We start from the raw sequence: 18,693 nt of genomic DNA, 5'->3' as shown, positions 1-18,693 counted from the left end.
AAATTTTTGTGGAAATATCGTTGGAAACTCCTAGCTGGTTTTCTGATGATTGTTGCCTCTAACTTTATTTCTATTTATTCCATCAATTTCGTTGGAAAAGCTATCAACCAAATTGAAACCATCCTTGTACAATATCAAAACGGAACTGTTAGCAATTTAGATCTTGTTAAAAAGAGTTTGATGTATGCTGCACTTTTGTTCATTGGATTGAAAATTGTTGCAGGATTATTAACCGTTGGAGTTCGATTGATGATCATTGCAACTTCTCGTCATATCGAATACGATTTAAAAAACGATATTTTCCAGCAATACCAAAATCTATCCTTATCCTTTTATAAAAAGAATAAAACGGGTGATTTGATGAACCGAATTACAGAAGATGTCGCTTTTGTTAGAATGTATTTAGGTCCTGGAATTATGTATCCGATCAATTTAATTTCCACCGCAACGATTCTTTTGGTATTTATGATCAACATAGATCCTATGATGACTTTGTATACCTTGGGGCCTTTGCCCATTTTATCTTTTTTGATTTACAAAGTAGCTTCTACCATCAATCAAAAAAGCAAGGATGTTCAAAAACAACAATCCCATATTTCTTCTATCGTTCAAGATACTTTCTCTGGAATCCGAGTGATCAAATCCTTTAACACCGAGAATTCCACCGAAGAAAGTTATGAAAAAGAGGCTGCATCATACGAGAAAAAGTCTTTGTCTTTGGCTCAAACGGAAGCTTTCTTTTTTCCTTTGATGATTTTGATTGTCGGAGTAAGTAATTTACTCATTCTCTATATGGGTGGCGTTCGCTATGCAGAAGGAAAATTGGATATTGGGGTCGTTGCTCAATATTTTATGTATTTGAATATGTTGATTTGGCCTTTTACCAGTTTAGGTTGGGTTACAATGTTAATCCAACGTGCTGAAGCTTCTATGGGTCGAATCAATGAATTTTTAAAACAAGAACCCGAAATCCAAAATACCGTTGAAGAATTAACTCCAATAGCAGGAAAAATCGAGTTCCGAAATGTAAGTTACACCTATCCGAACACTGGAATTCAGGCATTGAACAATGTTTCATTTACGATTGAAAAAGGACAATCCATGGCCATCATGGGAAAAACAGGTTCAGGAAAATCGACCATTGCATTATTATTGGCTCGAATGCTACAACCTTCGTCAGGACAAATATTGATTGACAACATTCCGTATGAGAATTTGAATTTGAATTCACTTCGTGAAGCCATTGGATTTGTGCCACAAGAATCCTTTTTGTTTTCCGATACAATTGCGCATAATATTTTGTTTGGAGTGGACGACGAAAAAGACCTTGACAAAGCAAAAAAATATGCCAATAAAGCAGCTGTTCACCAGAACATTGAAGGTTTTAAGGAACAATATGAAACCATTCTTGGGGAACGAGGCGTTACGCTTTCGGGTGGACAAAAACAGCGTGTTTCCATTGCAAGAGCTTTGATCAAAGAACCCGAAATTTTGGTTTTTGATGATAGTTTATCGGCTGTCGATACCGAAACCGAAGAAGAGATCTTACGCAATTTACAATCAGAAATCAATCAAAAAACGACTTTGATCATCACCCATCGCGTTTCCTCCGCTAAAAATACTGACCACATTTTGGTTTTGGATGATGGTAAAGTTGTGGAATATGGAACGCACGTTGATTTATTGGAAAAAGAATCGGCTTATTATGCTTTGGTCAAAAAGCAATTGATGGAGATTGAAAACAATTAAAATTTCAGCTCTCAAATTCCAATTCAAATCCATCAACCCTCTGAATTTTAACGAAAATAATTGGTAATTACTGATTTTTTTATAGATTTGTTAGCAAAGCATTAACATTTCTTAATTAATACATGATGGGCGACAATGAACATTTAGAAAGAACTGAAGCTGATGGGATATACTCCAAGGTATTGAGAGCAGGCAGAAGAACTTACTTTTTTGACGTAAGAGAAACAAGAGCAGGCGATTATTATCTTACAATCACAGAGAGCAAAAAGAATACGAATGAGGACGGATCTTTTTTCTACAAAAAGCACAAAATTTATTTATACAAAGAGGATTTTGGAAATTTCAAAGAAATTTTAGATGAAATCACTTCGTATGTGGTAGATAAAAGAGGGGAAGAAGTAATTTCTGAACGTCACCAAAAGAATTTTGAACCACAAACAGAAAGCCTTGTTTCAAATCAAGTGAAATCAACCACCGATTCTTATACCGATGTTGATTTTGATGATATTTAAGGTTTGAAGTTAAATTAACAGAATTGAGTAAAATAAAAAAACCGTCTTGTGAGAAACAGGACGGTTTTTTTGGTATATAGAATTTCTATTATCCGTTTAATAAAGCTTCAATTTTCTCTTGCTCTTCTTGTGCCAATTCAGCATCGACCAAAATACGTCCAGAGTGCTCGTCAGAAATAATCTTCTTACGTTGCGCAATGTCCATTTGTCTTTGTGGTGGAATGGTAAAGAATGAACCTACTGAAGCATTTCTGTTTACAGGAACAACTGCCAAACCATTTTTCATATTGGAACGAATGCGTTTGTATGCTGTAAATAAACGCTCATCCAATACGCTAGAAAATTCTTCTGATTTTTTCAACAAGAATTCTTCTTCTTTTTCTGTTTCTTTTACAATCGAATCCAATTCCGCTTTTTTGTGCCCTAAGTGCGTACGCATAGAGTCCAATTTGGTATTGATTTCTTCTTGCATTTGTTTTTTATGATCAATTTTGGCATTGAATTCTTTGATTCTCTTTTCAGACAATTGAATTTCCAATTCTTGGAATTCAATTTCTTTAGCCAAAGCATCAAATTCGCGATTGTTACGAACGTTATCTTGTTGCTTTGCATATTTTTTCATCAAAGCTTCAGAATTTTTAATGGCTTCTTTTTTCAACTTAATTTCACCATCCAATTCTTTGATTTCTTCATCAATTTTTTGAATTCGGGTTTCCATTTGAGCCACGTCATCGCTTAAATCTTCCACCTCTAAAGGCAATTCCCCGCGAGTGTTTCTGATTTCGTCTAAACGTGAATCAATTAGTTGTAAATCATACAATGCGCGTAATTTTTCTTCTACGCTCATTTCTTTTTGCTGATCTTTCTTTGCCATATCTTATTTATAATGAACAGGATTCGTATTAATCTCTGAATTTAGGACTGCAAAATTAGGAAATTTTTCTGACAGATAAGCAGTTAATAAAATTTTAGTGAATTGTTCTGACTCATAATGGCCTATATCGGCCAATAAAATCTCATTTTCTGCTTGAAAAAAATCATGGTATTTCAAATCGGCTGTCACAAAAACATCGGCTCCTTTCTGTTTTGCATCCTTAATCGCAAAACTTCCTGAACCTCCTAAAACAGCCACTTTTTTCACTTTTTTGTTTCGTAATTTGGAATGACGAATTATTTCGGCCTTCATGTTGATTTTCAAATAGTCGAAAAAGTCCAATTCGTCCATTTCCTCTTCCAATTCCCCAATCATTCCCATCCCAATGGTTTGATTTTTATTTTCCAATGCTAAAATTTCATAGGCAATTTCTTCGTAGGGATGAGTAGCGCGCAAAGCTTTCAAAATCGACTGTTCCAAATGCTTGGAATAAATGGTACTAATTCTGATTTCGTTTTCTGTATGAATTTCCCCGATTGAACCCACAAAAGGATTGGCTCCTTCTGTTGCACGAAATGTTCCTTTTCCTTCTAGATTGAAACTGCAATAATCATAGTTCCCTACACTTCCAGCACCAGCTTCTAACAAAGCATTGCGAACGGCTTCTGCATGTTCAACAGGTGCATAGGTAATCAATTGTCTCAAGGTTGCATTTTGAGGAATTAATATTTCGGTATTCTGTAATTTCAATTGCTGACATATCTGGTAATTGACGCCAAACTGCGAATTGTCCAATGCTGTATGTGTCGCATAAATCGCAATATCATGTTTGATCGCTTTTTGAACGACAAGTTCCACATAAGTCTTCCCAGTTAATTTTTTCAATCCAGAAAATACAATCGGATGAAAACTCACAATGAGATTGGCTCCTTTTTCAATGGCCTCTTCCACAACTGCCTCCAAAGTATCCAAAGTCACCAATATTTTTGTGACTTCGGTTTGGGCATCGCCTACCAAAAGTCCCACATTGTCAAATCCTTCTGCATAAGCAGTAGGCGCTAATTTTTCAAGTTCTTGAATTACTTCACTAATTTTCATTCCTTATAATTGTTATGGTTGCAATTTAACCAAATCCTCTGATAAAATGAACTAATTTGAACCAGCTATTTCTTAGAATTCCTTTTCTCAAAATTTATAAAATCAGTATATCTGAAAATAAAAAAAACCTCATTTGATCCAACAAATGAGGCTTCCATATTTTAAAAACTAAATTTTATTAATCTAAAATTTCCATATCGAAATACAAGGTTGCATTTGGCGGAATGATTCCTCCTGCTCCTTGTGCTCCATATCCTAATTCAGGCGGAATGATCAAGAAGACTTTCGTTCCTTTTTTGAACAAAGTCAATGCTTCCATCCATCCTTGAATCAATTGAGTAACACCAACTGTTGCAGTCAATGGCATGTTGCGTCCAAATGAAGAATCCAACACAATCCCATCGTTTAAACGTAAAGTATAATGAACGTTTAATTCGTCACCATGTTTCGGCATTTCACCTGTTCCTTCTTTTTCAATAAAGTATTTCAAACCAGAAGCGGTGCTTTGCGCTTTTGCTGTCAATTCTTGTTGACGATCAATTTCTACTTTTGCTTCTGCCAATTCTTTTGCTTTCTCTGCCTCTTGTCTTGCTTTTTCAGCTTCTTTGAAATCAGCTAACTTTTTTGGGTAAGCTGCCTTTGCTGCTTCAAAAGCTTTTCCTCCATCGTAATTTTTGTATTTATCCCCTTTTTTGATGATGCTTACTTTGTTCATCACGATATCTTCTTTCGGACGATCTTGCGCTCCTTTTTCTACAGAAACGATTGCATCAATCACGTCTAATCCGTCGATAACTTGTCCAAAAACAGTATGACGACCATCTAACCATGGAGTTGCAACTTCTGTGATGAAGAATTGACTTCCATTGGTTCCAGGGCCAGCATTTGCCATTGACAAAATCCCTTTTTTATCGTGTTTTTTATCAGAGAAAAATTCATCTTCAAAATCATATCCAGGTCCACCTGTTCCTTTTCCATCTGGATCACCTCCTTGGATCATGAAATCTTTGATAACACGGTGAAAAATGATTCCATCATAAAAAGGAGTTCCCAACGGTTTCGCTTTGTTTTCTTTGGTTCCTTCTGCTAATCCAACAAAGTTGGCAACGGTCAAAGGAGCTTCTTCCTCAAACAATTCGATCGTCATGTTTCCTTTGCTTGTTTCCATTTGGGCATACAAGCCATCCTTTAAATTATTGTATTCTTCTTTACTCATTGAATTTGGTATTTTGACAGTTGAACAGCTTGCGAAAAAAACTGCCGCTGTCAGGATTGATATAATTTTTTTCATGTTATCTCGGTTGTTTTTCTATTGTTTGAATATGTATTTTAAATATCAAGGGTTCATTTCCTTTAATTTTATTTCGGTCACCATATCCACCATACGCCAAGAAAGAAGGCAACAAAACGGTTGCAGAATCTCCTTTTTCAATCATTTGCAACGCAACTTGAATTCCTCTTGGCAAATCAGATCTTCCCATCATAATGGTCTGAGTTCCTAGTTCTTCTTCTGAATAAATAATTTCATTGGAAAAATTCGAAACTTCATAATCATATTTTACAACATCACCTGTTTTAGCCATTGTTTCCGTTGCAATACCCGAATTGGAAATCCAAAATCCGTATTGCGTTCGAACAAATTTTTGACCTATACTATCGATATAATTTGCAATCAATTCGTTGTCTTCTGCTAAAATCTGTTTGTTTCGATCTTGTGAAAATTGCATGAATTTCTCTCGATCGTCTTCGTAATTCACAGGTTTTTGAATCACTTTGTTTTTACAAGCGATGGTACTCAATAAAACGAATATGATGGCTAATTTTCTCAAATTCTAACTTCTTGTAATTCTTCTTTATACTCTTCCAATAAATCTGCAAATTTCTGAATGGTTTGTTCCATATTCAGATCTGACCTTCCTCCTGCAGCATTGATATGCCCGCCTCCATTGAAATGTTTACGTGCAAAACTATTCACATCGAAATTCCCTTTTGATCGAAACGAAATTTTAATGAAATTATGTTGTTGATCCTCAATAAATATGGCCGAAAAGACATAATCATTGATTCCCAAACCATAATTAACAAAACCTTCGGTATCTCCTTTTTGGGAATTGTATTCCAATTGTTGCTTGCGTGTCAAATGCATACAAGCCGCACGTTTCTCTGGAAAAACTTTTAAAGAATCCAACGCCAATCCCAATAATTTCAAACGTGTTGGAGATTGTGTGTCAAATACGTTGTTGTAGATTTTGTCAATTTCAATTCCTCTTTCCAACAATTCGGCGACAACTCGATGAGTCGTTGCTGATGTATTGCGAAAACGGAAATTGCCCGTATCGGTCATGATTCCTGTATAAATACATTCTGCAATGGTTTTGTCAATTTTGTCCAAATGATTCATCGCATCGATAAAATTGTACACCATTTGACAAGTTGCCGGAATCGTCACATCGGAATACATGAAGTCAAATTCTTCTGGTTCCTGATGGTGATCAATCATGACTTTTGGAGCTCTTGCTTCCCGAATCCATTCGCCTAATTCGTCAATTCGACTAATCGAATTAAAATCCAAAATGAAAATGATTTCGGCTTTTTCGATTAAGATTCGAGCTTTGGCTGGATTGTATTCCGCAATGACAATCTTTTTGGCACCGTCCATCCATTTTAAAAATTTCGGAAAATCATTGGGTGCGACAATTTCACAATCATGTCCTAATTGGGACAAATAATGAGACATTGCCAGCGTAGAACCAATGGCATCACCGTCTGGATTTCTATGTGGCAAAAGGACAATCCTTTTGGGTTGAAGTAATAATTCTTTTAAACTTTCAAAATTCTGCATCTGCATAGGTTGCGAAGATACTTCATAATGTACAAAGTGGAAAATTTCGTACTTGAAAATTACATTTCCTAAATTTGATTGATAGAATTTACTATAAATCCCTTTTCTTCAACAATCTAAAAGACAAAAACCAGAATAATAGGGTATAAACAATCGCTACGATGACAAAACTGATATCGACTTTCCCTAAACTAAAAACTTCTAATCCATTAATAAAATTCATGGGTTCAAATTCTGGAAACTGAATCAAATTATAGGATGTATTCAAAGGCAAATACTCGCTTATCCAAAATTTTGTCTGAGCAGCTTTTTCAAAATCCCAATCCAAACGAAATGCATAAATCATGAATTCGACTAAGTGAAATGCTTTTTCAATCATCCACCAAACGACAATTCCTAATAAGGCAAACGCACTTTTTTTCAAGAAAATGGAAAAAAACAAACAGATGGAAAAGAACAGCATGAGTTTCAAAAAGTAAGCGCCAATAAATTCCACGCCACTGAAAAAACTATTGTCGTTTGGAAAAATAAATACACCTAAAATAAAGGTAATGACCAAAACAAAGAGTGTGGACAAAGACGCAAAAACAAAGTTTGTCAAAATTTTGGATTGAATAAATTCTCTTTTGCTCAAGCCATCTATAAGATTTTGTTTCAAAGTACCATTGGAATATTCATTGGTTACATTGGTGATGATGATCACTGCCAAAAAGATTTTGGCAATCGCAAACATATAGGTCATATTTTGCCAAACAACTGGGAAGTTGAACATACCCAATTTGGCTAAATTCAATGAAAATTCCCCAACATTGGGTTTGATCATCGCAATTCCCACACCCATCAAAATCAACATCACAAAATACAAGATGGTGAAAATTCTCGCTGTTTGATAATAGAAAATTTTATTCCATTCAATTAATAATAAACGGATCATACTATTTTAATTTTTGGGTGATTTGTAAAAACTGTTGCTCTAAACTTTCTTTGCGTTTGACCAAATGGTTGACCACAACCCCTTGTTCAAATAGAAGTTTGTTCAAAGATTCTGAACTAATATCTTCTTTTAAAATCGCTTTGAAATAACCTCCTTGAGAAGTGATTTTGTCGAAATAAGGCATGGATTCCAAGAAATTCTGTAGTTTTTGAGAATCATTGGAACCAACTTCAATGTATCCATAACTTGCCGTCATCTCATCAACAGATCCACTGTAAAGAGTTTTTCCTCTTTCTAAAATCACCACATGAGAACAAACTTTTTCAACCTCATCCAACAAGTGACTTGCTAAAATGATGGTGGTTCCTTGCGCCGCAATATCTTGGATGATTTCTCTAATTTTGATAATCCCTTGAGGGTCTAAACCATTGGTCGGTTCATCTAAAATCAACACATCTGGATCATTTAACATTGCGCCTGCAATCGCTAATCGTTGTTTCATCCCCAATGAAAAAGTTGAGAACTTATCGTTTTTGCGCTCCCATAAACCAACGATTTTTAATTTCTCTTCAATTTTCAGATAATCTGCCCCTTTGATTTCGGCCACGATTTCTAAGTTTTTCTTGGCTGATAAATACGGATAGAAATTAGGTCGCTCGATGATGGCTCCTACTTTTTTTAGGGATTCAATGGAATGTTCTTCTCCAAACCATTTCCAATTTCCTGAAGTCGGATTTACGACATTCAAGATCATTCCCAAAGTGGTGGATTTCCCACTTCCATTGGGGCCTAATAGCCCATAAACATTTCCTTTTTCAACCGAAAAACTTAAATCATTGACGGCAGTCAATTTTCCAAATTGTTTCGTAAGGTTATTGATTTCCAAAACTTTTTCCATACTTCAAATATTCAATGAAGAAACTAGTTGATTTTTCATATTGGTAGTAGGATTTTAAAATATGTAACAATCAGAAACCAAAAAACTTCAAAAGTTTTCACCTTTGAAGTTTTTAGATAAATTTTAATTTTTTCAATTTTTTATTTCACATCATATTTTCCAGGATTTTCAGCAAACATTTCCTTACAACCTTTGCTACAAAATCCAATCACTTTTCCGTTATAATGAAGGGTATCTGATAAATATTCTGCCGTTACCATTTCACAAATTGGATCAATTTTATTGTCTACTTCCACATTTAGTTTTTGAGAAGCTTCCATCTGATGTTCGTCAACTTTGTTGATTTCAATCGTTTCCTCTTTTTTATTGTCACATGAAATAAAAACTAAGGAAAGAACCCCAACCAATGCAATCAATTTTTTATTCATACTAATGTTTGTTTATAGATTATAGATTCGTTTTATTCTTGAAGTAGAATCAAAATATCTTCTTTCAAGTAATTTATTTCGGGATGGAATTCGCCACCCAAACTTTCAATTTGCCCTTCAGCATCAGAATAATTTAAACCAGAATAATACAAAATGGGCATTCCTTTTTCGTCGTAACGTGACCGAATCATCCCATTTTTATCGACCAATGCCAATTTCCCACTATGGTTCAATCCTTCTGAAGATGCATAATCTTTCCCAATGTAAATATTAAATTCCTTGCTCACATTGTAAATATAGTCTCGATCTCCCGTTAGAAAATGCCAATTTGGATTTTGAACTTTCAATCGGTTTTTTTGAATTTTTAAAATTTCTGGTGTGTCACGTTTTGGGTCAATGGTGATGGAAATAACGCCAAAATCAGGATGGTTGATTTCCTTTTCAATCTCCATAATATTGGTTTTCATCACAGGACAAATGGTCGGGCAGTTCGTGAAAAAAAATTCCACCAAATACACCTTTCCCAGCATGTTTTGATTGCTGATTTTTTGGTTATCCTGATTGGTCAGTTCGAAATTTGGAACCTTCATAACCGTAAACAATTCCGAACGATTGAAGTTTTTGTAGAGAATAAAAACGACAATTGAACTTATGACCAAAATCAATCCAACAATAAATTGCTTTTTCATGAGAAATAATCTTCCTCCAAATTTACGAATCGATTGGAAAATAAATTCCCAATATAAATCAGTTAATCTAGCATTCGATAATTTATAAAGAATATCCTTTTTTTATTTAGAATTATTCTATAGTTTTGCGTTTATTTAGAATTAATAAAAATAACAAACATTTGAATAAATGAAAAAATTTAGCATAGCATTACTATTAATTGCCTCAGTTGCAAACTCATCATGTAAAAACGACACTCAGTCGACAAATGAAGAAACGACAACTTCAACTCCAGTTGACAATCAAAAAATTGTCACACTTAGTGGAGCTATTACCGAAACAGTAGCCGCTTTGGGTAAAAGTAGTGAAATCGTGGGACGCGATGTTACGAGTACTTTTCCAGCAGATTTAACAGCTACAGATTTAGGTCATGTAGGAAGAGGTATGACCGTTGAAGGTGTGATGGCTACTAATCCGACTTTGGTTATCGCATTGGAAAAAGAAGCAGGATCTGAGGTTTTGACCAAAGTAAAAGAATCAGGAATCAAAACAGAATTTGTTCCACAAGAATATTCAGTAGAAGGTGCTAAAAACTTAATCAAATCTGTTGCTAGTTTAATTGGTAGTTCAGAATTCCAACCATTATTGGATAAAATTGACTCCGATATGGCTCAAGTTCAACCTATCGAGAAAAAACCAAAAGTCTTGTTTATTTATTCAAGAGCCAATATGTTGATGGTTGCTGGAGCAAAAACTCCAATGGAAGCCATTATCAATTTGGCAGGTGGAGAAAGTGCTGTAACCGAATTTGAAGAATTCAAACCCTTAACACCTGAATCTTTAATACAAGCCAATCCAGATGTCATTTTAATGTTTGACAAAGGAGTTGAAGGTTTAGGAGGATTGGAAGCAGTTTTGAAAGTTCCAGGTGTTGAACAAACCAATGCAGGGAAAAACAAAAAAATCATTTCCTTGGACGGAGGTTTGTTAACCAATTTCGGTCCTAGAACAGGTGAAGCTGCTTTGGAATTGAACAAATTATTGATCGAAGCGACAAAATAATAATTACACAAATTCCCCAATTGAAGTTTCTGAAAACTTCAATTGGGGTTCTTTTTTTCCATGCAAAATAAACTTCTCCTATATCTTATTTTAAGCATAATTCTGTTAATCGCTTTAGCGATTGGGGCTTTATTTATGGGTGTTTATGATTTTGGTGGAAAATCGCCTATCAGAGTTTTGCAACAAATCATCGCCCATGATCCAAACATCAATTTAAGCGAAAAATATGTCCTTTGGGATGTACGTATGGCACGAATTGTTATGGCAATTCTTGTCGGAAGTATTTTAGCCGTTTCGGGTACTGCGATGCAAGGAATGTTCAAAAATCCTTTGGCAACGCCTGATTTAATTGGAATTACAGCGGGTGCAACTTTAATGGCTGCCATCACCATTGTTTTAGGCAGTTTTTTCCGTCACCTTCTCCCCGATTATTTGCAATTTTCCTTGCTAAGTATCGCCGCATTTGTAGGTGCATTAATTACAACCATATTGGTATACAAAATGTCCACAACTCAAGGAAAAACCAACGTCATTATCATGTTGCTTTCGGGAGTTGCAATTTCTGCTTTGGGATTTGCTTGTACTGGATTCCTCATTTATTTGTCCAAAGAAGAACAATTACGTGATTTGACGTTTTGGAATTTAGGAAGTCTGGGCGGAGCAACATGGGTAAAAAATGGAATTCTTTTGGTGGTTATGATCCTTTCTTATTCTATTTTAATTACCAAAGGAAAAGCTTTAAACGCCATGATGTTGGGCGAAAAAGATGCTGAACATTTAGGAATTCCTGTTGAAAAAATAAAAAAACAAATCGTCGTTTTGGTAGCGTTGATGGTCGGAGCTTGTGTGGCATTTTCAGGAACGATTGGATTTGTTGGCTTAATTGTTCCGTATATATTACGCCTAATATTCAAATCCAATTACCAAATCATTTTGCCGCTTTCGGCAGTGATGGGAAGTATCTTATTGTTGGTTGCTGACACTTTTAGCCGAACGGTTGTAGCCCCATCTGAAATTCCGATTGGTGTTTTAACTGCATTTTTGGGTGCGCCTGTATTTATTGCGATTTTAATTCGATATAAAAATTCCATGTAATGATAAAGGGAACTAACATAACCTATTCTCATAAGAATTTTCCCATATTGAATGAGATAAATTTGACAGTTGAATTCGGGGAATTTTTAGCCATCGTTGGCCCAAATGGCGCAGGAAAATCAACTCTTTTAAGTGTGTTGGCCAATGAAATTTCTATTGTCAATCCAAAAGATGTTTTGTTCAAAGAGAAAGAATTTAAACAATGGAATTTAAAAGATTTAGCTCATAATAAAGCGAAATTTTCTCAACATAATCCCGCAGAAATTACTTTGGTCGTAAAAGATGTCGTAATGATGGGACGTTATCCCTACTTTCATTCGACTCCATCTCAAGTTGATTTTTTGGCTGTTGATGAATCTATGTCGGAAACCGATGTAACCCATTTGAAAGATCGTGAATACAATACGCTTTCTGGTGGTGAAAAACAAAGGGTACATTTGGCGCGAGTTTTGGCACAATTAAAAAATGACATTCATCAAAAATTGATGTTTTTGGATGAACCTTTGAATAATTTAGATGTGAAACATCAATACAAAGCTTTGCAAACATTGAAAGATTTTACTAAAAAAGAAAACTCGGCTATTGTGGTGATGCATGATTTGAATTTGGCAGCGCAATTTGCCGATCGAATTTTGTTGATGAAAAACGGTAAAGTGGTTTCGCATGGCAAACCAGAAGAAGTATTCGAAGAAAAAACAATCAGTGATACCTATAATTTTCCTTGCGCAATTTGCAAACATCCCTTAACAAAAAATCCAATGATTATATTTGGAAATTAATTACTTAGACTTAAAGAACGAGACATTATACATTTATACATTATATAATAAGAAAAAACATGAATACAACCATCGATACATTAAAAGAAAAGTGGGAGGCTTTGAAAACAGAGCAACCCCAAATGCGCATTCGTAACGCAGCAGATGCTTTGGGCGTTAGTGAAGGTGAATTGATTTCTACCCAAGTAGGTGACTATGTAACAGTTTTAAAACCCGATTTTGCTGGAATTCTAACCGAAGTTGAATCTCTTGGGAAAGTAATGGCGTTAACACGCAATGATGAATGTGTACACGAGCGTAAAGGAGTTTATTTAAATCCTGATTTCAGCAGTCCGCACGCACAATTGTTTGTAGGTGAAGACATCGATTTACGTATTTTCGGAACGCATTGGAAATATGCTTTTGCAGTTGTTGAAGGCGACAAAAAATCCATACAATTTTTCGGAAAAGACGGTATGGCTATCCACAAAATCTATTTAACGAAAGACAGTAACGAAGCAGCTTTCGACACTTTAGTGGAGAAATTCAAAGCAGAAGAACAAAACCCAGGAATGCAAACGGAAGCTATTGCCCCTAAAGCCGAAGAAAAACCAGACTCCGAAATTGATATCGAAGGTTTTCAAACTGCTTGGAAAGAATTAAAAGATACGCACGATTTCTTTATGATGATGCGCAAATTTGGTGTGAGCAGAACCCAAGCTTTGCGTTTGGCGCCAGACACGACTTTTGCGAAAAAAATCGACAACGAAAAAGTAGTGACGATGTTGGAACAAGCTTCTGCTCGTGATTTACCAATTATGGTTTTCGTTGGAAATAGAGGAAACATCCAAATCCACACAGGAAATGTCAAAAAAGTAATGTGGCACGGACCGTGGATCAATGTGATGGACCCAAATTTCAATCTACATTTGGACACGACTCGAATTGCTGAAACTTGGGTGGTTCGCAAACCAACTGAAGACGGAATGGTTACAGCAATCGAAGTATTCAACAAAGAAGGCGAAATCATCGTTCAATTCTTTGGAAAAAGAAAACCTGGAATTCCTGAATTGGAAACTTGGAGAAATTTAGTAGCAGAATTAGAAGCATAAAAAATATGAAACCTCATTTTGAATGGGGTTTCTTTTTAAATTAGAACTATGAAAAAATTAATCGCATTCCTTTGTTTTTTGTCAACCACTTTTGTATTTGGACAAGATTTACCCGCTTATAAATTTTACAACCAAAAAGGAAAAGAAGTGAAATTTTCCAAAATGGTTAATGAGCTAAGCCAATACGATATTGTTTTGTTTGGCGAACATCATAATAATTCCATCAACCATTGGTTGCAATTACAACTCACCAAAGAATTGTACAAGAAAACCAATGGAAAACTAATTTTGGGTGCCGAAATGTTTGAACGCGACAATCAATCTCAACTCAATAAATATATAGCAGGTGAATTAGACGAAAAGGTATTGAAGGACTCCATGCGATTGTGGAATAATTTCACGACCGATTACAAACCTCTCGTTGATTTTGCCAAAACGCACAAATTGGAATTTATTGCTACGAATATTCCACGTCGCTATGCTTCGATTGTTGCCAAAAAAGGATTGGATAGTTTGAATACTGTTACCCAAAAGGAAAAAGCTTGGATGATGAAACTTCCCGTAGAAGTAACACTAGATACACCTGGCTATCCCGAAATGATGGAAATGATGGGCGATCACGCCGGACCCAATGCAATGAATTTCGTAGCGGCTCAAGCAGTAAAAGACGCCACAATGGCAGAATCCATTTTGAATGCGTACCAATCGGGGAAATTATTTCTGCATTACCACGGAGATTACCATAGCAAAGAATATGGAGGAATTTATTGGTACCTGAAAAAAGCGAATCCAAAGTTAAAAATTGCGGTGATTTCTGTTTTCGAATCAGAAAATCCGAATTTACCTACACCCAAAGAAAACTATAAACCGACGGAATATAACTTGGTTTTTCCGGCAGATATGACGAAGACGTATTAAGCTATACGTTCTAGGTTTTAAGTTGTGAGTGAAGACAATAAAGATTAAACTGTAGACGCCTCAGAGTAAACTGCAGATGTCACAGATTAACAAGTTTAGGTGTTTTTTTTTACTGCAGAGAGCGCAAAGAGTTCGCAGAGGCCGCAAGAAGAAAATCATTTGAAAGAGAATGAATCATGCTTCAACATGCTCAACTTGACATGAAATTATATAATAGACAAATAGCTTTGTCAAGGCTTGAATTATTTAAGACAACTTGTAATTTTTATGAATAAAATAGTGAATGATCAAGATTTACAAATTCTTTTGGATAAAGATGAAAAAATTCGTTTTATCTATTCGGAATTTGGCGTTCCACCCAATTGGAAACGGGAAGCGAATTTTATTTCACTTGCTAAAATCATCCTAGAACAACAAGTAAGTTTAGCATCAGCCAAAGCACATTTTTTAAAATTAAAGGAATATATAGGAGAATTCACACCTGAGAATATTTTGAAATTGACTGATGTAGAAATGCGGAATTGCCAAATCAGTCGACAGAAATCAATCTATTTAAAGGAAATTTCTAAAGCAGTCATTTCAGGTAAACTAAATTTTAAGGAATTGAATCATTCAGATGAAAATACAATCCGTGAAATTTTAACTTCCATAAAAGGAATCGGAAATTGGACAACTGAAATTTATCTTCTCTTTTGTTTACAGCAAAAAGATATTTTCCCCATTGGGGATATTGCGATTCGAAATTCCATCAAAGAATTGTATCTAGTTTCAACTATAGATGAAATCAGTCAGATTGCAGAAAATTGGCGCCCCAACCGATCTTTGGGAACCTATTTTATGTGGCATTATTATTTAAAGAAACGAGGTAGAACTGCGGAATATTAAAAAAAAAAAACTTTCGAAAGGGTCATTAAAATTGTATAATGATTCTTTCGAATTTATGAACTATGCTTCGACAAGCAGCATGACACCTAACTATTTTCTAGGTAAATAGCCTTGCCAAGGTTCAAAACCTTGACAAGACTGAAAAAAAAATTTCTATTTCACCAATTCAACCAAGCGGATGAATTCTGCTTTGTATCCTTCTGGATCATTGCCAACGGCTTGTTTCGCGAAATCGGAAATGGCTTTGGTTTCTTTGTTTTGGATGAATTCGGAATCGCGTAATTTCAATCCGAACCAAGCAACAGCACTCGCAAATTTGAAATCTTCCGAAGCTTGAGTTAAAGATGAACTATGATTGGAAATCGGTTGAACGATTTCAATACTTTTTTCACCATCTGTTTTTTTGTATCGGAATTTTACCGTTGCCAATTCGTTTTGAAATTCTGCATTGGCTGTATAATTCGAATATTTCAAATCTTGTGGTTTCTCCACATAATTCGTCTGAGTACCCATCGGAATGATTTCATACAAAGCAGTTACTTGATGTCCTGCACCTATTTCACCTGCATCAATCGCATCGTTAACAAAATCTTCGTCGTTTAATTTTCTAGTTTCATATCCAATCAAACGATAAGCTTGCACCAAATTCGGATTGAATTCAATTTGAATTTTTACATCCTTCGCGATTGTATAAAGGGTTCCCGAAAATTCCTTCACCAAAAATTTATTGGCTTCTTGCAAATTATCGATGTAAGCATAATTTCCATTTCCTTTGTTGGCAAGGGTTTCCATACGATTGTCCTTGTAATTGCCCATTCCATAGCCCAAACATGTCAAGAAGATACCTGTTTTGCGTTTTTCAGCGATCAAAGTTTCCAAATCCATTACCGCAGAAGTTCCGACATTGAAATCGCCATCTGTAGCGAGAATCACACGGTTGTTTCCACCTTTGATGAAATTTTCTTCTGCCAATTGATAGGCCAATTCAATTCCGGCTGCACCTGCAGTACTTCCGCCCGCAGAAAGATTGTTCAAGGCATCTAAAATCTTGGTTTTCTCGGCTCCTGAAGTTGGCGGCAAAACCATTCCGGCTGCGCCTGCATAAACTACAATCGAAACTTTGTCTTTATCTCGAAGGTTGTTGACCAAAAGTTCGAAAGACTTTTTCAGCAAAGGCAATTTGTTGCTATCATTCATCGACCCCGAAACATCGATAAGAAAAACCAAGTTAGAATTCGGCAAACTTTCAACTGGAAGATTTTTTCCTTGTAAACCAATTTTGACCAATTTATGTCCAGGATTCCAAGGCGCTTCGCTGTATTCAGTATTTATTAAAAACGGATGCTGACCTTGGGGTTGCGGATATTTATACGAGAAATAATTGATCATTTCTTCGATTCGCACGGCATCTTTGGGAACTTTTTGACCATTGTTCAACATACGTCTGATGTTGGAATAAGCTGCTTTGTCAACATCTACAGAAAAAGTAGAAAGCGGATTCATTTTTGGGCTTTCGAATTTGTTTTCGATGAAAGAGGAAAATTCCTCATTGTTCACTTCCACTGGTGGAATTGGAATTTGATTGCCTTGTTTTTCCATTAACTTTTCCAATTCACGGCGTTCTTTTCTGGAAAGTCCCTTTTTGGTATTGATGATAATGACACCGTTTGCGGCGCGTGCACCATATAAGGCTGTAGCAGAAGCATCCTTTAAAACGGTAACTTCTTTAATTATGTTGGGATCAATATTATTCAAATTTCCTGCTTTTACCACAATTCCATCTATGACGTACAAAGGATTTTGCATATTGTTAAGTGAACTAACACCTCGTATTGCGACTTTATTTGTAGTACCAGGTTGACCATTTTGTGGCGTAATTTGAATACCAGCAACTCTTCCAGCCAAAGCTTGTTCGATGGAAGCAATGGGTTGGGTATTGGTAGAATTATAGCCTTTGGATTTAATGTCTTCTGATTTTACAACAGAATAAGAACCTACTTGCTGCGCAGAATCCATTTTAATACCACCAATTAATACCACTTTTTGTAATGCAACCGTTTGACCAAATTTTAATCTTCCTAAATTGTCTTTGGTAACAGGAAATTCTTCTGTTATTCCCATCAAGTCTGTAACAACAAGGACATCTCCAATATTTGCTGCAATATCAAATTTCCCACTTCCGTCCGTAATGGTGGTAAGATTTTTTCCCTTGATGCTAACTTCAGCATCTCCGATTGGTCCATACTCATCTTCTAAAAAACCTTTGATTGTAGTCATAGGTTTAGATTCAGGTAAAACTTTTGTCAATTGAATGATTTCTGGTTCTGTTGAAAAAGTAGAATTTGAATCATCTACGTCTACATTTTGTTTTTTAATTCTATCGCCTATGAAGACACCTTCGGAATCAGTTGTTCTTGAATTTTGAACAATTTGGGGTTCCAATTGTTCACTAATCTCAACATCTTTTGTTGGCTTTGGAACGAATTTCTCTTGGTCAGATTGAACAATCTCTGCTTCATTGGTTGGAATGATTTCTTCTGAATCCTCCATTTCAATTGGTTGAATTTCAGTTGGAAGCTCTTCTAACTTCACCATTTCTGGAATTGATTGAGTCGTAGAATTTTGATCGGATTGGTTTTGCATCAACCAATATCCGAGTCCAAGAATCAACGCAAGAGATGCAGCAATTCCGATGGATTTCCACCAAGGAAAAGCAATGACTTTTTTGTTTTCTTGTTTGGGTTCGGTATCTAATTTCTGTTCGAGTTTATCCCAAATGTTTTCTTTGCTTAAAAGGTCGCGAGATTCTCCCGCTTCTAATTTTTGGAATATCGTTTCTAATTTGTTTGAATCTTTCAT

Annotated in this window: 18 protein-coding genes; 8 read left to right on the top strand and 10 right to left on the bottom strand. The window is 35.5% G+C overall.

Going from position 1 to position 18,693, the window contains the following annotated elements; translation table 11 throughout:
• Positions 1–6: 6 nt before the first annotated feature.
• Together ABID46_RS07460 and ABID46_RS07455 are read left to right on the top strand one after the other, a co-directional pair.
• Positions 7–1,749: an ABC transporter ATP-binding protein gene (locus tag ABID46_RS07460; protein ID WP_354508639.1), complete on the top strand. Its 1,743-nt coding sequence runs from the start codon at positions 7–9 to the stop codon at positions 1,747–1,749.
• Between the two features lie 125 nt (positions 1,750–1,874).
• Positions 1,875–2,261 carry a PUR family DNA/RNA-binding protein gene (locus ABID46_RS07455; protein WP_354508637.1) on the top strand — a complete coding sequence of 129 codons (387 nt, stop codon included), beginning with the start codon at positions 1,875–1,877 and terminating at the stop codon, positions 2,259–2,261.
• 88 nt (positions 2,262–2,349) lie between these two features.
• Here the strand turns inward: ABID46_RS07455 and ABID46_RS07450 are convergent, their stop codons facing one another.
• The 9 genes from ABID46_RS07450 to ABID46_RS07410 all read right to left on the bottom strand — a co-directional run bounded on the left by ABID46_RS07450 (position 2,350) and on the right by ABID46_RS07410 (position 10,024).
• Positions 2,350–3,135 carry a zinc ribbon domain-containing protein gene (locus ABID46_RS07450; RefSeq protein ID WP_354508635.1) on the bottom strand — a complete coding sequence of 262 codons (786 nt, stop codon included), beginning with the start codon at positions 3,133–3,135 and terminating at the stop codon, positions 2,350–2,352.
• A 3-nt stretch (positions 3,136–3,138) separates the two neighbouring features.
• Complete coding sequence (locus ABID46_RS07445; RefSeq protein WP_354508633.1) at positions 3,139–4,233, bottom strand: Nif3-like dinuclear metal center hexameric protein; 1,095 nt, start codon at positions 4,231–4,233, stop codon at positions 3,139–3,141.
• A 178-nt stretch (positions 4,234–4,411) separates the two neighbouring features.
• Positions 4,412–5,524, bottom strand: a complete 1,113-nt coding sequence (locus ABID46_RS07440; RefSeq protein ID WP_354508631.1) for a peptidylprolyl isomerase — start codon at positions 5,522–5,524, stop codon at positions 4,412–4,414.
• A gap of 1 nt (position 5,525) precedes the next feature.
• On the bottom strand, positions 5,526–6,062 hold the full coding sequence (locus ABID46_RS07435; RefSeq protein ID WP_354508629.1) for an FKBP-type peptidyl-prolyl cis-trans isomerase: 537 nt from the start codon (positions 6,060–6,062) through the stop codon (positions 5,526–5,528).
• Positions 6,059–7,081, bottom strand: a complete 1,023-nt coding sequence (locus ABID46_RS07430; protein WP_354508627.1) for a DHH family phosphoesterase — start codon at positions 7,079–7,081, stop codon at positions 6,059–6,061. Before ABID46_RS07430 ends, ABID46_RS07435 begins: the two co-directional genes overlap by 4 nt.
• Before the next feature lie 85 nt (positions 7,082–7,166).
• Positions 7,167–8,009: an ABC transporter permease gene (locus ABID46_RS07425; RefSeq protein ID WP_354508625.1), complete on the bottom strand. Its 843-nt coding sequence runs from the start codon at positions 8,007–8,009 to the stop codon at positions 7,167–7,169.
• A 1-nt stretch (position 8,010) separates the two neighbouring features.
• Positions 8,011–8,907, bottom strand: a complete 897-nt coding sequence (locus tag ABID46_RS07420) for an ABC transporter ATP-binding protein (RefSeq protein WP_354508623.1) — start codon at positions 8,905–8,907, stop codon at positions 8,011–8,013.
• Positions 8,908–9,047: 140 nt separating this feature from the next.
• Positions 9,048–9,335 (bottom strand): YHS domain-containing protein, encoded by a 288-nt coding sequence (locus ABID46_RS07415; RefSeq protein WP_354508621.1) that lies wholly within the window; start codon positions 9,333–9,335, stop codon positions 9,048–9,050.
• Between the two features lie 32 nt (positions 9,336–9,367).
• A complete protein-coding gene (locus tag ABID46_RS07410) occupies positions 9,368–10,024 on the bottom strand; it encodes an SCO family protein (RefSeq protein WP_354508619.1) in 657 nt (218 codons plus the stop codon).
• A 169-nt stretch (positions 10,025–10,193) separates the two neighbouring features.
• On the opposite strand from ABID46_RS07410, the gene ABID46_RS07405 reads away from it, so the two are divergent.
• The 6 genes from ABID46_RS07405 (at position 10,194) to ABID46_RS07380 (ending at position 15,834) form a co-directional block, all read left to right on the top strand.
• Positions 10,194–11,066: a heme/hemin ABC transporter substrate-binding protein gene (locus ABID46_RS07405; RefSeq protein ID WP_354508617.1), complete on the top strand. Its 873-nt coding sequence runs from the start codon at positions 10,194–10,196 to the stop codon at positions 11,064–11,066.
• A gap of 60 nt (positions 11,067–11,126) precedes the next feature.
• A complete protein-coding gene (locus ABID46_RS07400; protein WP_354508777.1) occupies positions 11,127–12,161 on the top strand; it encodes a FecCD family ABC transporter permease in 1,035 nt (344 codons plus the stop codon).
• Positions 12,162–12,208: 47 nt separating this feature from the next.
• Positions 12,209–12,940 (top strand): heme ABC transporter ATP-binding protein, encoded by a 732-nt coding sequence (locus ABID46_RS07395; RefSeq protein ID WP_435529325.1) that lies wholly within the window; start codon positions 12,209–12,211, stop codon positions 12,938–12,940.
• 59 nt (positions 12,941–12,999) lie between these two features.
• The gene (locus ABID46_RS07390) at positions 13,000–14,031 is read left to right on the top strand and encodes a hemin-degrading factor (protein WP_354508613.1); all 1,032 of its coding nucleotides are present in this window, start codon (positions 13,000–13,002) and stop codon (positions 14,029–14,031) included.
• Positions 14,032–14,079: 48 nt separating this feature from the next.
• Positions 14,080–14,949, top strand: a complete 870-nt coding sequence (locus ABID46_RS07385; RefSeq protein ID WP_354508611.1) for a ChaN family lipoprotein — start codon at positions 14,080–14,082, stop codon at positions 14,947–14,949.
• A 267-nt stretch (positions 14,950–15,216) separates the two neighbouring features.
• A complete protein-coding gene (locus tag ABID46_RS07380; RefSeq protein WP_354508609.1) occupies positions 15,217–15,834 on the top strand; it encodes a DNA-3-methyladenine glycosylase family protein in 618 nt (205 codons plus the stop codon).
• A 153-nt stretch (positions 15,835–15,987) separates the two neighbouring features.
• Here the strand turns inward: ABID46_RS07380 and ABID46_RS07375 are convergent, their stop codons facing one another.
• Positions 15,988–18,693, bottom strand: a complete 2,706-nt coding sequence (locus ABID46_RS07375) for a YfbK domain-containing protein (RefSeq protein ID WP_354508607.1) — start codon at positions 18,691–18,693, stop codon at positions 15,988–15,990.

Origin of the sequence: Moheibacter stercoris (genome assembly GCF_040545805.1) — a bacterium.
GTDB classification, from domain to species: domain Bacteria; phylum Bacteroidota; class Bacteroidia; order Flavobacteriales; family Weeksellaceae; genus Moheibacter; species Moheibacter stercoris.
This window is presented reverse-complemented; position numbering and strand designations above follow the sequence as displayed.